Raw genomic sequence first — 18,818 nt, 5'->3', positions numbered from 1 at the left:
AGCGTGCAACTGCGCCTTAATACCGCCTTCAGCAAGGTCCGGCAGTGTGCGCGGCTCCTGAAGCTTCATTGCCCGGGCACATTCGCGCGCTTGTCTCAAGTCAAGGCGCGGTTGCACCGACATCGCTTTCCATGTCGCCCGTTTCCCCGTTCACGAGCCTGGCCCGCTGGCTGCCCCGGCGCCTGCACCTGCTGCTGCCGCTCCTGGTGGCTTTCCTGATCTTCAACGCCCTGGTGCGGCTGGGGCTGCTGGCCTTCAACGGCCAGTGGTCGCTGGCGCTGCCCTGGAAGCTGCTGCCCATCCTGGGCATCGGCGCGCTGTTCGACCTGGGCGTGGCCACCTTCTTCCTGGCGCCGCTGGGCTGGTTGCTGCTGGCCTGGCCCTCGCGGCGGCTGCGCGGCGCGCGCTGGCTGCTGCTGGCGCTGCTGCTGCCGCTGTGCGTGGTGATGGTGTTCGTCGGCGCATCGGAGTTCACCTTCTGGAACGAGTTCGCCTCGCGCTTCAACTTCATCGCGGTGGACTACCTGGTCTACACCAGCGAGGTGCTGGGCAACCTCCGCGAGTCCTACGACATGCCGCTGCTGCTCTCGGGCGTGGGCGTGGCGGCGCTGGCGGTGTGGGCGCTGCTGGCGCGCCGGCTCGGGAAGGGGTCGCTGGCCTGGGCCGAGTGCCGTGCCGGCTGGCGCCGGCGCGCCGCCGCGGCGCTGCTGCTGGCGGCCGCGCCGGTGCTGGCCTGTGTCGGGCTGGACGCGCGCTACAAGGAATTCAGCACCGACGCGCAGGCCAACGAGCTCGCGGGCAACGGCTACTTCGATTTCTGGCATGCCTTCTGGCACAACCAGATCGACTACGGCCGCTTCTACGCCACGCTGCCCGCCACCAGGGCCGCGGCCGGACTGGCGCTGGCGCTGGGGAGCCCCGATGCGTCGCGCCCCTTCGACCGCGAGGTGTTCCATGCCGGGCCGCAGAAGCGGCTCAACGTGGTGCTGGTGTCGGTGGAAAGCCTCTCGGCCAGCTTCCTGGGCAGCTTCGGCAACGGGAAGGGCCTGACGCCGAACCTGGACCGCCTGGCGCAGGAGGGACTGCTGTTCACGCGGCTGTACGCCACGGGCACGCGCACCGTGCGCGGACTGGAAGCGCTGTCCCTGAGCGTGCCGCCCACGCCGGGCCACTCCATCGTCAAGCGCCCGGACAACGCCCAGCTCTTCACGGTGGGCGAGGTGTTCAGGAGCAAGGGCTACGAGCCGCTCTACATCTACGGCGGCTACGGCTACTTCGACAACATGAACGCCTTCTTCGGCGGCAACGGCTACACCGTGGTGGACCGCACGGCGCTGAAAGCCCAGGACATCCACTTCGAGAACATCTGGGGCGTGGCCGACGAGGACCTGTTCACGCTGGCGCTGCGCGAGCTCGACCAGCGCGCCGCCGCCGGGCGGCCGTTCTTCGCGCACGTGATGACGACCTCCAACCACCGGCCCTTCACGTACCCGGAAGGGCGCATCGACATCCCGTCGAAGAGCGGGCGCGAGGGCGGCGTGAAGTACACCGACTGGGCCATCGGCGACTTCATCGCGCGCGCACGGCGGAAAGCCTGGTTCGACGACACGGTGTTCGTGATCGTGGCCGACCACACCCATAACGGCCGCGGCCGCCAGGAGCTGCCGCCGGCCAGCTACCACATCCCGATGGTGATCTACGCCCCGAAGCACGTTGCGCCGGGGCGCGTGGACAGCATTGCCTCGCAGATCGACGTCGCGCCCACGATCCTCGGCCTGCTGAACTTCAGCTACCACAGCCGCTTCTTTGGCCAGGACATCCTGCGCGAGGGCCAGCGGCACCAGCGCGCGCTGCTGGCCAACTACCAGACGGTGGGCTACTACGGGAGCGGCCGCGTGGTTGAGCTCAAGCCCGGCGCGCGCTCGCGCGTGGTCGATGCCGATACCGGCCTGGAGGCGCCCGACGACGGCTTGAGCCGCCAGCTGCACGAGGAGGCCATCGCCTACTACCAGGTTGCCGCCGACGCCTACGGGAAGGGCCAGCTGCGCGCCGACGCGGCACCACTGCCCTGACAGGCAGGTTTATTTTTCACTATTGGTTTTCAATACCCGCCGCACGAATATCTAGGATGTTTCAAAAGTATCCGAATATTTGACCATGCGAGGGCGCTGCGGCGGCCTGCGCCCGGGCCGGCCCGAAGCCGCCGGCGGACGAAGAAAAAGCCCCGTGGCGCCCAAAGGCGCCGCGGGGCTTCTTCGTTGTGGCGAGCGTCGCCCGGCAACCCCGGGCCCCTGCTCGCTGCCTAGCGCCGGGCCCGCAGTGCCCGGGCGGCCTACTTGAACAGGTCCTTGATGCGGTCGGTGAAGCTCTTGGCGTTGGGCGAGTGGCGGTCGCCGGACTTCTTGAAGGACTCGTCGAGTTCCTTGAGCAGCTTGCGCTGGTGCTCGGTGAGCTTGACCGGCGTCTCCACCGCGACGTGGCAGTAGAGGTCGCCGGGATAGCTGGAGCGCAGGCCCTTGATGCCCTTGCCGCGCAGCCTGAAGGTCTTGCCGTGCTGGGTGCCTTCGGGCAGCTCGATCTCGGCCTTGCCACCCAGCGTCGGCACTTCCACCGCGCCGCCCAGGGCGGCGAGCGTCATGCTCACCGGCACGGAGCAGTGCAGGTCGTCGCCGTCGCGCTCGAAGATCTCGTGCGGCTTGATGCGGATCTCGATGTAGAGGTCCCCCGGCGGGCCGCCGTTGGTGCCGGGCTCGCCGTTGCCGGCGGAGCGGATGCGCATGCCCTCGTTGATGCCGGCGGGAATCTTCACCTCCAGCGTCTTCTGCTTGCGCAGCTTGCCCGCGCCGTTGCAGGTGGTGCAGGGCTCGGGAATGATGCGCCCGCTGCCGTGGCAGTGCGGGCACGTCTGCTGGATGCTGAAGAAGCCCTGGCGCAGGTGCACCGTGCCCGAGCCGCCGCAGGACGGGCAGGGCTTGGGGCTGGTGCCGGGCTTGGCGCCGGAGCCGTGGCAGGTCTCGCAGCCCTCCCAGCTCGGGATGCGGATGGGCGTTTCCTTGCCGTTGGCCGCTTCCTCCAGCGTGATCTCCATCGTGTAGCTGAGATCACCGCCGCGATAGACCTGCTGGCCACTGGGGCCGCGGCGGCCGCCGCCGGCGCCGCCCTGTCCGAAGAGGTCGCCGAAGATGTCGCCGAAGGCCTCGGCGAAGCCGCCGAAGCCTTCCGGGCCCGGGCCGCGGCCGGCGCCCATGTTCGGGTCCACGCCCGCGTGGCCGTACTGGTCGTAGGCGGCGCGCTTTTGCGGGTCGGAGAGCATCTCGTAGGCCTCCTTGGCCTCCTTGAACTTCTCCTCGGCCTTCTTGGCGTCCGCGTCCTCACCCTGATTGCGGTCGGGGTGGTATTTCATGGCCAGCTTGCGGTAGGCCTTCTTGATGTCCTCCTCGCTGGCGTTCTTGGCCAGTCCGAGGACCTCGTAGTAATCACGCTTTGCCATGGCGATTGCTGCGTCGATGCAAAAAGCCCCCGTGTGCGCCTGGAGCCCACACGGGGGTGTTTATGGAAGATCGGGCTGAAGGCTCAGCGGCGCGTCACTTCTTGTCCTTGACTTCCTTGAACTCGGCGTCCACGACGTTGTCGTCGGCAGGACGCGAGCCCGCGGAAGAGGCCTGCTGCTGCGGCGCCTCGCCGCCCGGGGCGGCACCGGCAGCACCAGCGGCGGCCTGCGCGTCGGCATAGACCTTCTCGCCGAGCTTCTGACTGGCGGCGACCAGGGCTTCCGTCTTGGCCTCGATGGTGGCCTTGTCGTCGCCCTTGAGCGCTTCCTCGGTGTCCTTCAGGGCGGCCTCGATCTTTTCCTTCTCGCCGGCGTCGAGCTTGTCGCCGTGCTCGGTCAGGCTCTTGCGCACCGAGTGGACCATGGCGTCGGCCTGGTTGCGCGCCTGCACCAGCTCCAGCTTGCGCTGGTCCTCGGCGGCGTTCATCTCGGCGTCCTTGACCATCTTCTCGATCTCGGCCTCGCTCAGGCCGGAGTTCGCCTTGATGGTGATCTTGTTCTCCTTGCCGGTGCCCTTGTCCTTGGCCGAGACGTGCAGGATGCCGTTGGCGTCGATGTCGAAGGTGACCTCGATCTGCGGCACGCCGCGCGGCGCCGGCGGGATGCCTTCGAGGTTGAACTCGCCCAGGCTCTTGTTGCCCGAGGCCAGCTCGCGCTCGCCCTGGTAGACCTTGATGGTCACGGCCGGCTGGTTGTCGTCGGCGGTGGAGAAGGTCTGCGCGAACTTGGTCGGGATGGTCGTGTTCTTCTTGATCATCTTCGTCATCACGCCGCCCAGGGTCTCGATGCCCAGGGACAGCGGGGTGACGTCGAGCAGCAGCACGTCCTTGCGCTCGCCGCCGAGCACCTGGCCCTGGATGGCGGCACCGACGGCCACGGCCTCGTCGGGGTTGACGTCCTTGCGCGGCTCCTTGCCGAAGAACTCCTTGACCTTCTCCTGCACCTTGGGCATGCGCGTCATGCCGCCGACCAGGATCACGTCGTCGATGTCACCGACCTTCACGCCCGCGTCCTTGATGGCGATGCGGCAGGGCTCGATGGTGCGCTCGATCAGCTCCTCGACCAGCGACTCCAGCTTGGCGCGGGTGAGCTTGATGTTCAGGTGCTTCGGACCCGAGGCATCGGCCGTGATGTAGGGCAGGTTGATGTCGGTCTGCGTGCTGTTGGACAGCTCGATCTTGGCCTTCTCGGCGGCTTCCTTCAGGCGCTGCAGGGCCAGCACGTCCTTCGTGAGATCGACGCCTTGCTCCTTGCGGAACTCGGTGACGATGTAATCGATGATGCGCTGGTCGAAGTCCTCGCCGCCCAGGAACGTGTCGCCGTTGGTGGACAGCACCTCGAACTGCTTCTCGCCGTCCACGTCGGCGATCTCGATGATCGAGATGTCGAAGGTGCCGCCGCCCAGGTCGAACACGGCGATCTTGCGGTCGCCCTTGCCGTGCTTGTCCAGGCCGAAGGCCAGGGCCGCGGCGGTGGGCTCGTTGATGATGCGCTTGACGTCCAGGCCGGCGATGCGGCCGGCGTCCTTGGTGGCCTGGCGCTGGCTGTCGTTGAAGTAGGCCGGCACCGTGATCACGGCCTCGGTCACTTCCTCGCCGAGGTAGTCCTCGGCGGTCTTCTTCATCTTGCGCAGCACCTCGGCGCTGACCTGCGGCGGCGCGAGCTTCTTGCCGCGCTCTTCAACCCAGGCGTCGCCGTTGTCGGCGGCCACGATCTTGAAGGGCATCAGGTCGATGTCCTTCTGCACTTCCTTCTCCGTGAACTTGCGGCCGATGAGGCGCTTGACGGCGTAGAAGGTGTGCTTCGGGTTGGTGACGGCCTGGCGCTTGGCGGAGGCGCCGACGAGGATCTCGCCGTCCTCCTGGTACGCGACGATGGACGGCGTGGTGCGCGCGCCTTCGCTGTTCTCGATGACGCGGGTGGTGTTGCCTTCCATCACGGCCACGCACGAGTTCGTGGTGCCGAGGTCAATGCCGATGATCTTGCCCATGGGGGTGCTCCTGTTGGAGATGTTGTCTGCTTGTCCGGGAATTGCGGCCGCGCGGCGCGCTTTCAAGACCGCGCGGCGGCTCAGGTCTTTACTTCGGCGCGGCCACCGTGACGAGCGCCGGGCGCAGCACGCGCTCGGCGATCAGGTAACCCTTCTGCAGCACGGTGACGACCGTGTTGGGGTCCTGGTCGGCGGGGATCATGCTGATGGCCTGGTGCTGGTGCGGGTCGAAGCGCGTGCCCGCGGGCGGGGCGACTTCGATGACCTTGTTGCGCTCCAGCGCCTGGCTGAGCTGGCGCAGCGTGGCCTGCACGCCTTCGAGCACCAGCTGCGGATTGGCGTCGGGGTTGGCGATGGCCGCCTCCAGGCTGTCCTTGACGGGCAGCAGGCTCTCGGCGAAGGCCTCGACGGCGAACTTGCGGGCCTTGGCCACTTCCTCCTCGGAACGGCGGCGCACGTTCTCGGTCTCGGCCTTGGCGCGCAGGTAGGCCTCGGACACCTCGGCGTGGCGCGCTTCGAGCTCGCTCAGGCGCTGCTCCAGCGAGGGCGCCGCGGCCGAGGCCTCGGCGGCGCCGCTGGGCGCGGCGGTGTCAGGGGTTGCGGCGGCGTTGTCGGCGGCCGGCGGCACGGCGGCCGCCTCGGGCGTGGTGGTGTGGTCGTTAGGGTTCATGGGTGTCGTGGACTCCATCGACTCGGCACCTGGGGGCTATCCCCCGGGCTTCAAGAGGGTCAATGAAAAAAAGCGGCCCGCCGCTTGGGCAGGCCGCCGCGCGTGTCATGGGGGCCATCGGAAGAGGAGGGCCGCCGCGGCCGGAGCGCCATGGCGCTAGTCGCCGAGCTTGGCGCTCCAGCGGTCCCACTCGACGCGGCCCCGGGACTCGCGCTCGAGCTCGCGCCGGTCGCGCTTGGTGGGCCGGCCGCCGGCAATCGCCTGCGCCGGCTCGATGCCCTGGCGCCGCTGCTCGGCGGCGACGCGGCGCGCCTCCAGGCTCTCGGGCGTCTCCACGTACAGGGTCTGGGCCAGCGGCGCCGGGCCGCGGATCTCGCTTAAAGCAAGCACCTCGACCTCGCGCACCACGCCCTGCTGGCGCCAGGAGACGCGGTCGCCGGCCTTGAGCTCGCGCGAGGCCTTGGCCACCTGGCCGTTGACGCTGATGCGGTTCTTGCCGATCTCCTCCGCGGCCAGGCCGCGGGTCTTGAAGAAGCGGGCCGCCCACAGCCACTTGTCCAGCCGTACGCGTTCTTGAAGGGGCAGTTCGATCATGGGGCGCGATTGTCGGAGGTCTTGTCAGGAGTCTTGCCGGCGGCGGTTTTCTTCCGTGTCGGCCTCGGCCTGGGGCACGAGCGCCAGCCGCACGACGGCATCCAGGCCTTCGACGCGGGGCGCCGCGCCGCGGTCCAGCAGCTCGATGCGGCCGCCCAGGGACATGACGATGTCGTGGCAAATCGCAAGCCCAAGGCCCGAGCCGCCGGCACTGGTGGAGGCGGCAAAGGGCTCGAAAAGATGCTGCCGCTGCTCGGCCGGTATGCCGGGCCCGTCGTCGCGGATGGTAAGCACGGCCTGGCCGCCCACGCGCTCCAGCCGCACCCGCAGCAGCGAGCGCGTGTGGCGGATGGCGTTGTGCAGCAGGTTGCGCGTGAGCTCGCGCAGCGCCCACTCGTGCGCGCGCACCGGCGCGGCACCGCCGCCCAGGTCCAGCTCGAAGTCCAGGCCGCGCTGCGCGATCAGCGCGGAGAGCTCCAGCGCCAGCGCGTGCACGATCCCGGCCCAGTCGCTCACCGGCGCGTCGCTCTGCCGGCGCAGCTGCTCGACCTTGGCCAGCGCCAGCATCTGCGCCACCAGCTGCGTGGCGCGCTCCACGGTGGTGTCGATCTCCTGCAGCGCCTGCTGCGGCGCCACGTCGCCGCGCCGCGCCGACTGCACCTGCACCTTGAGCACCGCCAGCGGCGTGCGCAGCTGGTGCGAGGCGTCGCGCACGAAGCGCCGCTGCTGCGCCGCGGCATGAGCCAGCCGCGCCATGAAGCCGTTGGCCGCGGCGATCAGCGGCTGCAGCTCGCGCGGCGCGTCCGGGGCGTGGATGGGTGTCAGCGCCGCCTCGTCGCGCTGCTGCAGCTCCTCACTGAGCCGGCGCACCGGGGCGGTGGCGCGCTGCACCACCGCCACCACCACCAGCGCGATCACGCCCAGCAGCAGCGCCTGGCGCCACAGCGTGTCGAGCAGCACCTCGCGCGCCAGCGCGCGGCGCAGGTCCAGCGTCTCGGCCACCTGGATCGTCGCCATGCCCCGGCCCAGCTCCGAGGCCACCGGCTGCAGCAGCACCGCCATGCGCACCGGCACGCCCTGGTACTGGCCATCGTAGAAGTCCACCAGCGCCGCGTAGGGCGGGCGGTCCGGGATGCGGCCCTGCCAGCGCGGCAGGGCCTCGAAGCCCGAGATCAGCTCGCCGTCGAAGCCGTTGACGCGGTAGTAGAGCCGGCTGCGCGTGTCGGCCTCGAAGGCCTCCAGTGCCGCGTAGGGCACGGTGGCGTGCAGCCGCACGTGGCTGCCCTCGCGCCGCAGGTACAGCAGCTCGCCGATGGACTTGGCCGTGGCCAGCAGCGTGCGGTCGTAGGCCACGTCGGCCGCGCGCAGCGCCTGCCGGTACAGGCCCCAGCTGTTGAACACCACCAGCGCCAGCACCGGCACCAGGATGCCCAGCAGCAGCCGCGCGCGCAGCGACAGCCGCGCGGCCGTGGGCGCGGCGCTCACGCCGGCGCCTGCAGCAGGTAGCCCAGCCCGCGCAGCGTCACCAGCTGCACGCCGGTGGGTGTCAGCTTCTTGCGCAGCCGATACGCGACCACCTCGATGGCCTCGAGCTGCACGCTGGTGTCGCCGGCGAAGACGCTCTCGAACAGCCGCTCCTTGGCCACTGCGTGCCCGGGCTTGAGCAGCAGGCCGCGCAGCAGCGCCGCCTCGCGCGGCGCCAGCTCCAGCGGCTTGTCGAGGTGGTAGACGGCGCCGCTGGCCGCATCGACGCGCAGCCCGCACCAGCTCGGCGCCTCGCCATTCACGCCGCCGGCGCCGCCGCCGCCGCGGCGGCGCACCAGCGCGCGCACCCGCGCCTCCAGCTCGTCGAGGTCGAAGGGCTTGGGCAGGTAATCGTCCGCGCCCGTGTTCAGGCCCAGGATGCGGTCACCCACCGTGCCGCGCGCGGTGAGGATGATCACCGGCGCGTCCAGTCCCTCGGCGCGCGCCCGGGCCAGCACCTGCAGCCCGTCCTGGCCGGGCAGGCTCAGGTCCAGCACCACCGCGTCGGGCACCGCGGCGCGCCAGCGCTCCAGCGCGCGCGCGCCGTCGCCGCAGACGCTGACCTGGATGCCCCGGCGCTCCAGCGCCCGCTGCAGCGCCGCCTGCATGGCCGCGTCGTCTTCCACCAGCAGCAGTCTCATGCCTGACATGACTCCGTAATTTCCCTGATCCGTTTGACAGCCGATCGACAGCGCCGGCTCGAAAAATGCCCCGACTTCCCCGCCAAGACCACCAGGAGACATCCATGCGTCGAGACACCTTCCTGCGTTCGCTGGCCGCCCTGGCCGCCGCCGGCGCGCTGCCGCTGTCGGCCCGTGCCGCCGCCAACCTCAAGATGATGATCCCCGCCAACCCCGGCGGTGGCTGGGACACCACCGGCCGCGCCCTGGGCAAGGCGCTGCAGGAGGCCGGCGTCGCGTCTTCCGTCAGCTACGACAACAAGGGCGGCGCCGCCGGCGCCATCGGCCTGGCGCAGTTCGTCAACAGCAACAAGGGCAACGGCGACGCGCTGATGATCATGGGCGCCGTCATGCTCGGCGGCATCATCACCGGCAAGCCGCCGGTCAACGTCACGCAGGCCACGCCGCTGGCGCGGCTGCTCAGCGAGCCGCAGCTCTTCGTGCTGCCCGCCAATTCTCCCCTCAAGACCATGAAGGACGTGGTCGAGCAGATGAAGAAGGACCCGGGCAGCGTCAAGTGGGGCGGCGGCTCGCGCGGCTCCACCGAGCACATCGCCGTGGCCATGCTCGCGCGCGAGGTGGGCGTCGATCCGACCAAGATCAACTACGTCGCCTTCCGCGGGGGCGGCGAGGCCGTGGCGGCCATCCTGGGCGGCAACGTCACGGTCGGCGCCAGCGCCCTGACCGAGTTCGGCGAGTACATCAAGGGCGGCAAGATGACGCCCATCGCCACCACCTCCGAGCAGCGCCTCAAGGGCGTGAACGCGCCCACGCTCAAGGAGCAGGGCTACAACGTCGTCATCAGCAACTGGCGCGGCGTCTACGGCGCCCCGGGCATCTCGGCCGAGCAGCGCAAGGCGCTGATCGACATGATCACCAAGGCCACGCAGGCCCCGGCCTGGACCCAGGCGGTGCAGACCAACGGCTGGACCCCGGCGCTGCTCACCGGCGACGCCTTCGGCCAGTTCGTGGACAACGAGTTCGCCAGCCTGCGCGCCGTGATGGTCAAGGCCGGGATGGTCTGAGCATGAGCCAGCGAACCGCGCAGATGCTCGTGGGGGCGGCGGCCCTGGCCGCCGGCGGCCTGATGGCCTGGGGCGCCAGCGGCATTCCGTCCGAGGCCGGCTATGCCGGCGTGGGCCCCAACTTCCTGCCCTGGGTGGTGACGCTGGCACTGGTGGCGTGCGGCGCCTGGCTGATGTTCGAGGCCGCCACCGGCGGCTTTCGCGAGCTGGCCGAGCCCGAGGAGGGCGAGCGCGGCTTCTGGAGCGGCTTCGCCTGGGTCTCGGCCGGGCTGCTGCTCAACGCGGCGCTGATCGAGCGCGTGGGCTTCATCGTGAGCTGCGCGCTGTGCTTCATGCTGGCCGTGCGCGGCTTCAAGTCGTCGCAGGGCCGGCGCGACCGCTCGGTGCGGTCCTTCGTCACCGACTTCCTCGTCGGCCTGGCCATCGCCGCGCCGGTGTACTGGATGTTCACCAAGGGCCTGGCGATCAACCTGCCGGGCCTGACCGCCACGGGGTGGCTGTAAATGGAAATCCTCAATGCCCTGATGCAGGGCTTCGCCACCGCCGCCACGCCGGTGAACCTGCTGTGGGCGCTGGTGGGTTGCACCATCGGCACCGCGGTGGGCGTGCTGCCGGGCATCGGCCCGGCCACCGCCGTGGCGATGCTGCTGCCCATCACGCTGCAGGTGGAGCCCACGGCGTCGATGATCTTCTTCGCCGGCATCTACTACGGCGCGATGTACGGCGGCTCGACCACGTCGATCCTGCTCAACACGCCCGGCGAGGCCGGTTCCATGGTCACGGCCATGGAAGGCAACAAGATGGCGCGCAACGGCCGCGCCGGCGCGGCGCTGGCCACGGCCGCCATCGGCTCCTTCGTCGCGGGCACCATCGCCACGGTGCTGGTGACCTTCTGCGCGCCGCTGGTGGCCAAGTACGCCGTGCTGCTGGGGCCGCCCGAGTACTTCATGCTCATGCTGCTGGCGTTCTGCACCGTCAGCGCGGTGCTGGGCAAGAGCACGGTGCGCGGCCTCACGGCGCTGTTCATTGGCCTGGCCATGGGCCTGGTGGGCATCGACCAGATCACGGGCCAGGCGCGCTACACCGCGGGCACGCCCGAGCTCATGGACGGGCTGGAGGTGGTGCTCATCGCCGTGGGACTGTTCGCCGTGGCCGAGTGCCTGTACGCCGTGCTCTACGAGGGCAAAACCCAGGAAACGCAGAACAAGCTCACGCGCGTGCACATGACGCGCGGCGAGTGGCGCCGTTCCTGGCCGGCGTGGCTGCGCGCGACCTTCATCGGCTTTCCCTTCGGCACCATCCCGGCCGGCGGCAGCGAGATCCCGACCTTCCTGAGCTACGCCACCGAGAAGAAGTTCAGCAAGCACAAGGAGGAGTTCGGCACCAAGGGGGCGATCGAGGGTGTGGCCGGGCCGGAAGCGGCCAACAACGCCGCCATCACCGCCACGCTGATCCCGCTGCTGACGCTGGGCATCCCGACCTCGAACACGGCCGCCATCCTGCTGGGCGCGTTCCAGAACTACGGCATCCAGCCCGGGCCGCAGCTCTTCGACAGCAACGCCGCGCTGGTGTGGGCGCTGATCGCCTCGCTCTACATCGGCAACGTGATGCTGCTGATCCTGAACCTGCCGCTGATCGGCTTCTGGGTGAAGCTGCTCAAGGTGCCCAAGCCGCAGCTCTACGCCGGCATCCTGATCTTCGCCACGGTGGGCGTGTACGGCATGCGCCAGTCCGCCTTCGACCTGGTGCTGCTCTACGCCATCGGCGTGCTGGGCGTGGTGATGCGGCGCTTCGACTTCCCGACCGCGCCGGTGGTGGTGGGCATGATCCTGGGCCCGCTGGCCGAGGCGCAGCTGCGCAACGCGCTGTCCATCGGCGAAGGCCACTGGAGCGTGCTGGTGACGCGACCGGGCTCGGCCACGCTGCTGGCCGCGGTGGTGGCGGTGCTGGTGGTGCCGCGCCTGCTGGCCTGGCGCCACCGCGCGCGCAAGGGCCCGAAGACGCCGGCGCCAATTCCGCACGCCTGAGGCACGCCACGCCGTTGTCTTTTGTCCACTGAAAACCCCAGGGCCCGATTTCGGGCCCTGGGCTTGACAAGAATCGCGCGCTTGCCGGTGGCCGGCAGGCGCCGACCGAGACGGCCGCCCGGGGAAGGGGCGGTCGAGAAAACCCCAAGCAGTTCATCAATCCGAGGAGATGACCCCATGAAGAAATTTGCCATCGCGCTGGCCGTGCTGCCCGCGGCCGCCGCCGTGCACGCGCAGTCCAGCGTGCAGCTCTACGGCTTGGTCGATGCCGGCATCGAGTACGTCAACCACGCCGGCCCCACGGGCGACAGCGTCACCCGGCTGACTTCGGGCGGCATGAACACCTCGCGCTGGGGCATCCGCGGCAGCGAGGACCTGGGCAGCGGGCTCAAGGCCATCTTCCAGCTGGAGAGCGGCATCCAGATCGACACCGGCAGCGTCGATGGCTCGGCCGGCTCGCTGTTCCGCCGCCAGGCCAACGTCGGCCTGGAAGGCGGTTTCGGCCGCCTGATCGCCGGCCGCTCCTACACCACGGCGTACGACTTCGTGCTGCCCTTCGACCCGATGGGCTACGCGCCGGTCTACTCGTGGGCCACGGCGAGCAACGCCACCTCGGCCATCGCCAACACCACGGCCTTCGGCATGACGACCGCGTCCGACAACCTGCTGAAGTACTCCAAGCGCTTCGGCAACGGCGTGTCCGTGGGGGCCTCCTACGGCTTCGGCGAGGTGGCCGGCTCGACGAGCACAGGCCGGAAGTACGCGGTGGCCGCCGGCTACACCAGCGGCCCCATCGGCGTGGCTGCCACCTACGAGCGCAACCACTTCGGCACGTCCGATGCGCCGGCCAACCGCGACACCGTGGCCCACCTGGGCGCGTCGTGGCAGATCAACAACGCCATCGCGCTCAAGGGCGCCTACCGCTACTACAAGCGCGACACCGCCGCGGGCGGGGAACTGCGCGGCGACACCGCCTGGGCGGGTGTGAACTGGCAGGTCACGCCGGCCGTGGGCCTGACGGCTGCCGTCTACCGCCTCAACGTCAAGGACGCGCCCGCCGGTGTCGAGGACGCCGATCCGACGCTGATCGTGCTGCGCGCCAAGTACTCGCTGTCCAAGCGCACCGACCTGTACGCCACCGTCGGCCATGCCCGATCGAAGAACGACCAGCTCGTGGGCCTGTCGCGCGACCTCAGCCCACAGGGCTCCAGCGACACCCAGACCGGCACCATGATCGGCGTGCAGCACCGCTTCTGATCGAAGCCACCACGCCGCCCGGCAGCCTTGCCGGGCGCGTGTCGCGCAGGCCCAGGCCGCCCCGGGAGGCTTCCCGCGGTGGCCTTTTTCGCGCCTTCAGGCCTCCGCGCCCAGCGCCAGCGCGCGCTCGCGCTGCAGCTCGCGCTCCGCGGCCGGCGCCGCCTCCAGCGGCCAGCCCTGCAGGTGCCGCCGCGCCAGGCCGGCCAGCGCGTCGAGCCAGGCCGGGGTGTCGTTGAGGCAGGGGATGTAGCGGTAGTCGCGCCCGCCGGCCTGGACGAAGGCGGCGCGCACCTCCATGTTGATCTCCTCCAGCGTCTCCAGGCAGTCGGCCGGGAAACCGGGGCAGATCACGTCCGCGCTCTTCATGCCCCCGCGCGCCAGCCCGACGAGGGTGGGCTCGGTGTAGGGCTGCAGCCACTCGGCCTTGCCGAAGCGGCTCTGGAAGGTCACGACCCACTCCTCGGCCTTCAGCTCCAGCGCCTGCGCCAGCAGCCGCGCCGTCTTGTGGCACTCGCAGTGGTAGGGATCGCCCAGCAGCAGCGTGCGCTTCGGAACGCCGTGGAAGCTCATGACCAGCTTCTCGGCGCGCCCGTGCTGCTGCCAGTGCGCGCGCACCTGCGCCGCCAGCGCGCCGACGTAGCCGGCGTCGTCGGGATAGTGGTTCACGAAGCGCACCTCGGGCTGGCGGCGCTGGCGCGCAAGCCACTGCGCCACGGCGTCGTTGGCGGTGGCGGTGGTGGAGGCGGCGTACTGCGGGTACAGCGGCAGCACCAGCACGCGCGTGGCGCCGGCGGCCGTGAGCTCGTCGAGCACGGCGGGGATGGCGGGATTGCCGTAGCGCATGGCGTGGCGCACCAGCACGCCGCTGCCCAGGCGCAGCTGCAGCCCCTCGGCCTGGCGCCGCGTCCACACCGCCAGCGGCGAGCCTTCGGGCGTCCAGATGCTGGCGTACTTGGCGGCGGACTTGGCCGGGCGGGTGCGCAGGATCACGCCGTGCAGGATCGGCAGCCAGGCCGCGCGCGGGATCTCCACCACGCGCGGGTCGCCCAGGAACTCGGCCAGGTAGCGGCGCAGCGCCGCGGGCGTGGGGGCGTCGGGCGTGCCCAGGTTGAGCAGCAGCACCGCGGTGCGCTCGGGCGCGCCGTGGCGGAAAGGAACGGGGGAAGTCATCCGCCGGATTGTGTCCGATGCCCCTGGCCCGCTTCCGTGCGCCGGGGCACGCGCCGCGCCGGCGCGTGGGCGAATCAGCGTGCGCCGGCGGCGCCCAGCAGGGCGTCCTCGCCCAGGCGCAGCACCTCGAAGCGCAGCACCGGCGCGCGCGCGTCGCCCGGGGGCACGCCCAGGCCGATCTCGCCGCGGCCGTGCAGCGTGCAGCTGCCGCGGCGCAGCGCCAGCACGGCGCGGTCGTGCGCGAAGCGGACGTAGCTGCCGTTGAAGCTCAGGTCGGTGAACTGGAACGCGCCGCCGTGCCAGTCGATGCGCGCGTGCGAGCGCGAGACGCGCGAGTCGTCGATGCAGCAGCCGGCCTGCGGGCTGCGGCCCAGCACCAGCGGCAGCTGCGCGGTGGCGAAGATGCGCTCCTGTCCGCGCCAGGCCAGGCGCAGCGCCTCGGGCTCGCCGGGCAGGGGCAGGGCGTCGCCGAACTGCGTGGCCGCGCCGTCGATCACCGCGTGGCGGCCCTGCAGCAGGTGCACCTGCACCGGCTCGGCGCGGCCGCGCAGCTGCAGCCGGTCCAGGGCGCGAAAGCGCACCTGCTGCGCCGGCTGCAGCCCGGCGAGCACGTCCACCGTCACCAGCGTCTCGTTGTCGCCGGCATGGTCGAGCAGCCGCGCCGCGACGTTGACGGCGTCGCCGAAGCAGTCGCTCTCGATCTCCACCACCTCGCCGCGCGCCATCGCCACCTGCAGCTTGAGCGCGCCGGCGGCCACGCCCACGGCGGTGGCCGCGCCGCTGCCGCGCGGCGGGCGGTCCAGCGCGGCGTGCATGGCGTCGGCCGCGGCCACGGCGCGCGCGGCCTCCTCGAACACCGCCATCAGCCCGTCGCCCAGCGTCTTGACCACGTGCCCGCCGCCCTGCTCGACGCAGTCGGCGATCAGCCCCACGGCGCCGGTGACCAGCGTGCTGGCGGCGGCGTTGCCCAGGCGCTCGAACAGCGCGGTGGATCCGCGCAGGTCGGCAAACAGGACGGTGCGTTCAAGGATGCGAGGCATGGGCCCCGGCAGTTTAGCCGGGCCCTTGCGCGGCCCGGCGCACAAAAGCGACGGCCCCGGGAGCACCGGGGCCGTCTGGGGGGCTGGCATGGGCACCCGCCGCAGGCGCCCACCTTGAAGGGTCGCCCGTGGGCGACCCGCTTGTCCTGTTTACAAGTTATCGAGGTACGTGCGCAGCTTGTCCGAGCGCGTCGGGTGCTTGAGCTTGCGGATGGCCTTGGCCTCGATTTGGCGGATGCGCTCGCGGGTGACGTCGAACTGCTTGCCGACTTCCTCCAGCGTGTGGTCCGACTGCATCTCGATGCCGAAGCGCATGCGCAGCACCTTGGCCTCGCGCGGGGTGAGGCTGTCGAGGATGTCCTTGACCACGTCGCGCAGGCCGGCCTGCATGGCCGCCTCGATCGGCGCGGTGTTGTTGGTGTCCTCGATGAAGTCGCCCAGGTGCGAGTCGTCGTCGTCGCCGATCGGCGTCTCCATGGAGATCGGCTCCTTGGCGATCTTCATGATCTTGCGGATCTTGTCCTCGGGAATCTCCATCTTCTCGGCCAGCGTCGGCGCGTCCGGCTCGAAGCCGAACTCCTGCAGGTGCTGGCGCGAGATGCGGTTCATCTTGTTGATCGTCTCGATCATGTGCACCGGGATGCGGATGGTGCGCGCCTGGTCGGCGATCGAGCGCGTGATGGCCTGGCGGATCCACCACGTGGCGTAGGTCGAGAACTTGTAGCCGCGGCGGTATTCGAACTTGTCCACCGCCTTCATCAGGCCGATGTTGCCTTCCTGGATCAGGTCCAGGAACTGCAGCCCGCGGTTGGTGTACTTCTTGGCGATCGAGATCACCAGGCGCAGGTTGGCCTCGATCATCTCCTTCTTGGCGTCGCGAGAGCTCTTCTCGCCCTCGTTCATCTTCTTGTTGATCGCCTTGAGGTCTTCCAGCGGCACCACGGCGCGGCTCTGCACGTCGATGAGCTTCTGCTGCAGCTCCTGCACGGCGGGCAGGTTGCGGCCCAGCACGGCGCTGTAGCCCTTGCCCGCGGCGACTTCGTCCTCGGCCCACTTCAGGTCGAGCGCGCGCGGCGGGAAGGTCTTGATGAAGTGCTCCTGCGGCATGCCGCACTTGTCCACCACGATGCGGCGCAGCTCGCGCTCGTAGCGGCGCACGTCGTCCACCTGCGAGCGCAGCATGTCGCACAGCTTCTCGATGGTCTTGACCGTGAAGCGGATCGTCATCAGCTCCGCGCTGATGGCCTGCTGCGCCTTGACGTAGGCCGGCGACTTGTAGCCCTTGGCGCCGTCCTTCTCGCACACCGCGCGCAGCTCCTCGAAGTGCGTGCGCAGGTTGGCGAACTTCTCCAGCGCAGCGCGCTTGAGCTCTTCGAGCTTCTTGGTCAGCGCCTTGGAGCCGCCCTGGCCGTCGTCGTCGTCTTCCTCGTCGAACTCGTCGAAGTCCTCCTCGGCGACGTAGTCGTCGGCCTCGTCCTCGGCCACGAAGCCGTCCACGGCCTCGGAGATCGCCATGTCGCCCGCGGCGATCTTGTCGGCCATGGCCAGGATCTCGGCGATCGTCGTGGGCGACTCCGAGATGGCCAGCATCATGTCCTGCAGGCCCTTCTCGATGCGCTTGGCGATCTCGATCTCGCCCTCGCGCGTGAGCAGCTCCACCGTGCCCATCTCGCGCATGTACATGCGCACCGGGTCGGTGGTGCGGCCGAACTCGGAGTCCACCGTGGACAGCGCGGCCTCGGCGGCTTCCTCGGCCTCTTCCTCGGTGGCGGTGGTGGTGGCGCCGCCGGCGATCAGGAGCGTCGCAGCGTCGGGCGCCTGCTCGTACACGGCGATGCCCATGTCGTTGAGCATCGACACGATGGCTTCCAGGATCTCCGCCTCCACCAGCTTCTCGGGCAGGTGGTCGTTGATCTCCTGGTGCGTCAGGAAGCCGCGCGTCTTGCCCATCTTGATGAGCGTCTTGAGCTCCTGGCGGCGCTTGGCGACTTCCTCTTCGGTCAGCGCGGTCTCGTCCAGCCCGAACTCGCGCATCAGCGCGCGCTCCTTGGCGCGGCTGACCTTCATGCGCAGCGGCTTGGCCTTGGGCTTGTCGGCGGCCACGCCCTCGTCGGCCACGGCCTCGACCGTGTCGGCGCCCTCGGCCCCGTCCGCCGCCTCGGCTTCCACCACCTCGCCGTCGAGCTCGGCCTCGATGTCGCTGAAGTCCTCCTCGGCCTCTTCCTTCTCGGCGGCCTTGGGCTTGCGGCCGCGCTTGGCCTTGTCGTCGGACGCGGCCGCGGCCGCCGGCGCCGGCGCGGCGGCCGTCTTGGCCGCGGCCTTGGTCTTCTTGGCGGCGGGCTTGGCCTTGGCGGTGGACTTCTTGTCCTCTTCCAGATCGTCCTGGACGGGCGCGGTCTTCTTGGCGGTCATGCAATTCCTCGGATGGTGAAAGCGTCAAACGTCCGGCTTGTCGTCAACAAGGGGCGAGCACATGGCGTGCGCGCGCACGGCTGCAACTGCGGCTGCTGCTGCGCGCGCGACGGCACGGCCGGTGGTCGCGGTCGGGTAAGGCTCGGACGGGCAAGCTCGCGTGGACTTCGGGAATAGCGCAGCCCTGGGCGGAATAATGGCCTTCGATGTCTGACCCGTGTCGCGGGTGGCCGGATCCGGTATCCAATGACGCTGCTGTCACTCTTGCCGCTGATAACGAACCTTCAATTATATCCCCCATGTGGGGGCGAAGGTCACAAGTCAAGACTTTGTCAAGCCTGAAAAAGTGTCAGGACGCGGCGCTTTTCAGGCACCCGTCGGTGTGGCGCGCTTGCGCAGCTCCATGCTCAGCTGTGACAGCTCGCGGATGCGGTTCATGTGCTGCTCGCGCGCCGCGGCATCGCTGGGCAGGTCGTTGGCCAGGGCGTCGAGCTCGGCCTTGACCTGCTCCAGGTGCAGCGCATCCACCAGCCGCTCCAGGTCCGCCATCGTGTCCTCGCCGGGCTCGTCGCCCGGCAGCGCAGCGCGCGCCTCCTCGGCCAGCGGCTCGGCTTCCAGCGCCACGCGCAGCGCGGCCCAGGGCCGGGGTCCGTGCTCGTGCAGCTCGCGCTCCAGCCACGCCACCAGCGCGCCGTGCGGCGCGGGCAGGCCGTGCAGCAGATCGTGCGCCTGCGGCGACAGGGCGTCCCACCACTCGGCATGGGCCAGCAGCAGCTGCACGATGCGGTCCTCGCGCTGCCTGGGCGCGATGCGCCCGCCGCCGCCGCGCCGCGCCGCGCCGCCGCCGCGCGGGCGGTTGAAGCCCGGCGCGGACCGCTC

14 protein-coding genes and 1 pseudogene are annotated in these 18,818 nt (G+C 70.2%); 5 read left to right on the top strand and 10 right to left on the bottom strand.

Annotation, left to right across the window (positions count from 1 at the left end):
• Nucleotides 1–131: 131 nt before the first annotated feature.
• A complete protein-coding gene (locus tag FJ694_RS05465) occupies nucleotides 132–2,072 on the top strand; it encodes an LTA synthase family protein (RefSeq protein ID WP_157265024.1) in 1,941 nt (646 codons plus the stop codon).
• 260 nt (nucleotides 2,073–2,332) lie between these two features.
• On the opposite strand, the gene dnaJ is transcribed toward FJ694_RS05465, so the two are convergent.
• The 6 genes from dnaJ to FJ694_RS05435 all read right to left on the bottom strand — a co-directional run bounded on the left by dnaJ (nucleotide 2,333) and on the right by FJ694_RS05435 (nucleotide 8,969).
• Nucleotides 2,333–3,490: a molecular chaperone DnaJ gene (gene dnaJ / locus FJ694_RS05460; protein ID WP_157265022.1), complete on the bottom strand. Its 1,158-nt coding sequence runs from the start codon at nucleotides 3,488–3,490 to the stop codon at nucleotides 2,333–2,335.
• A 94-nt stretch (nucleotides 3,491–3,584) separates the two neighbouring features.
• Nucleotides 3,585–5,540 (bottom strand): molecular chaperone DnaK, encoded by a 1,956-nt coding sequence (dnaK, locus tag FJ694_RS05455; RefSeq protein WP_157265020.1) that lies wholly within the window; start codon nucleotides 5,538–5,540, stop codon nucleotides 3,585–3,587.
• 88 nt (nucleotides 5,541–5,628) lie between these two features.
• Nucleotides 5,629–6,228 carry a nucleotide exchange factor GrpE gene (grpE, locus tag FJ694_RS05450; RefSeq protein ID WP_375140200.1) on the bottom strand — a complete coding sequence of 200 codons (600 nt, stop codon included), beginning with the start codon at nucleotides 6,226–6,228 and terminating at the stop codon, nucleotides 5,629–5,631.
• A gap of 138 nt (nucleotides 6,229–6,366) precedes the next feature.
• Complete coding sequence (locus FJ694_RS05445; protein ID WP_157265016.1) at nucleotides 6,367–6,804, bottom strand: Hsp15 family ribosome-associated heat shock protein; 438 nt, start codon at nucleotides 6,802–6,804, stop codon at nucleotides 6,367–6,369.
• A 24-nt stretch (nucleotides 6,805–6,828) separates the two neighbouring features.
• Entirely contained in the window at nucleotides 6,829–8,289 is a 1,461-nt protein-coding gene (locus FJ694_RS05440) for a sensor histidine kinase (protein ID WP_198320726.1), read from the bottom strand.
• On the bottom strand, nucleotides 8,286–8,969 hold the full coding sequence (locus FJ694_RS05435; RefSeq protein ID WP_157265014.1) for a response regulator transcription factor: 684 nt from the start codon (nucleotides 8,967–8,969) through the stop codon (nucleotides 8,286–8,288). Before FJ694_RS05435 ends, FJ694_RS05440 begins: the two co-directional genes overlap by 4 nt.
• 104 nt (nucleotides 8,970–9,073) lie before the next feature.
• Here FJ694_RS05435 and FJ694_RS05430 point away from each other — a divergent pair, with 104 nt between their 5' ends.
• The 4 genes from FJ694_RS05430 to FJ694_RS05415 all read left to right on the top strand — a co-directional run bounded on the left by FJ694_RS05430 (nucleotide 9,074) and on the right by FJ694_RS05415 (nucleotide 13,317).
• The gene (locus FJ694_RS05430) at nucleotides 9,074–10,033 is read left to right on the top strand and encodes a Bug family tripartite tricarboxylate transporter substrate binding protein (RefSeq protein WP_157265012.1); all 960 of its coding nucleotides are present in this window, start codon (nucleotides 9,074–9,076) and stop codon (nucleotides 10,031–10,033) included.
• A 2-nt stretch (nucleotides 10,034–10,035) separates the two neighbouring features.
• The gene (locus tag FJ694_RS05425) at nucleotides 10,036–10,536 is read left to right on the top strand and encodes a tripartite tricarboxylate transporter TctB family protein (RefSeq protein WP_157265010.1); all 501 of its coding nucleotides are present in this window, start codon (nucleotides 10,036–10,038) and stop codon (nucleotides 10,534–10,536) included.
• Nucleotides 10,537–12,060 (top strand): tripartite tricarboxylate transporter permease, encoded by a 1,524-nt coding sequence (locus FJ694_RS05420; RefSeq protein ID WP_157265008.1) that lies wholly within the window; start codon nucleotides 10,537–10,539, stop codon nucleotides 12,058–12,060.
• Between the two features lie 177 nt (nucleotides 12,061–12,237).
• Nucleotides 12,238–13,317, top strand: coding sequence for a porin (locus FJ694_RS05415; RefSeq protein WP_157265006.1), 1,080 nt, complete (start codon nucleotides 12,238–12,240; stop codon nucleotides 13,315–13,317).
• A gap of 96 nt (nucleotides 13,318–13,413) precedes the next feature.
• Here FJ694_RS05415 and hemH read toward each other — a convergent pair whose 3' ends face one another.
• The 4 genes and pseudogenes from hemH to FJ694_RS05395 all read right to left on the bottom strand — a co-directional run.
• Nucleotides 13,414–14,487, bottom strand: coding sequence for a ferrochelatase (gene hemH / locus FJ694_RS05410; RefSeq protein WP_157265004.1), 1,074 nt, complete (start codon nucleotides 14,485–14,487; stop codon nucleotides 13,414–13,416).
• Nucleotides 14,488–14,561: 74 nt separating this feature from the next.
• The gene (locus tag FJ694_RS05405; RefSeq protein ID WP_157265002.1) at nucleotides 14,562–15,527 is read right to left on the bottom strand and encodes an adenylate/guanylate cyclase domain-containing protein; all 966 of its coding nucleotides are present in this window, start codon (nucleotides 15,525–15,527) and stop codon (nucleotides 14,562–14,564) included.
• Nucleotides 15,528–15,677: 150 nt separating this feature from the next.
• Nucleotides 15,678–17,939, bottom strand: coding sequence for an RNA polymerase sigma factor RpoD (rpoD, locus tag FJ694_RS05400; RefSeq protein WP_157265000.1), 2,262 nt, complete (start codon nucleotides 17,937–17,939; stop codon nucleotides 15,678–15,680).
• Nucleotides 17,940–18,305: 366 nt separating this feature from the next.
• Nucleotides 18,306–18,818: pseudogene (locus FJ694_RS05395) on the bottom strand (hypothetical protein); the annotation flags it as partial.

The sequence above is a fragment of the Azohydromonas aeria genome (genome assembly GCF_009760915.1).
GTDB lineage: Bacteria > Pseudomonadota > Gammaproteobacteria > Burkholderiales > Burkholderiaceae_C > Azohydromonas > Azohydromonas aeria.
Note: the sequence above shows the minus strand (reverse complement) of the source record. Positions and strands in the feature narration are given on the sequence as shown.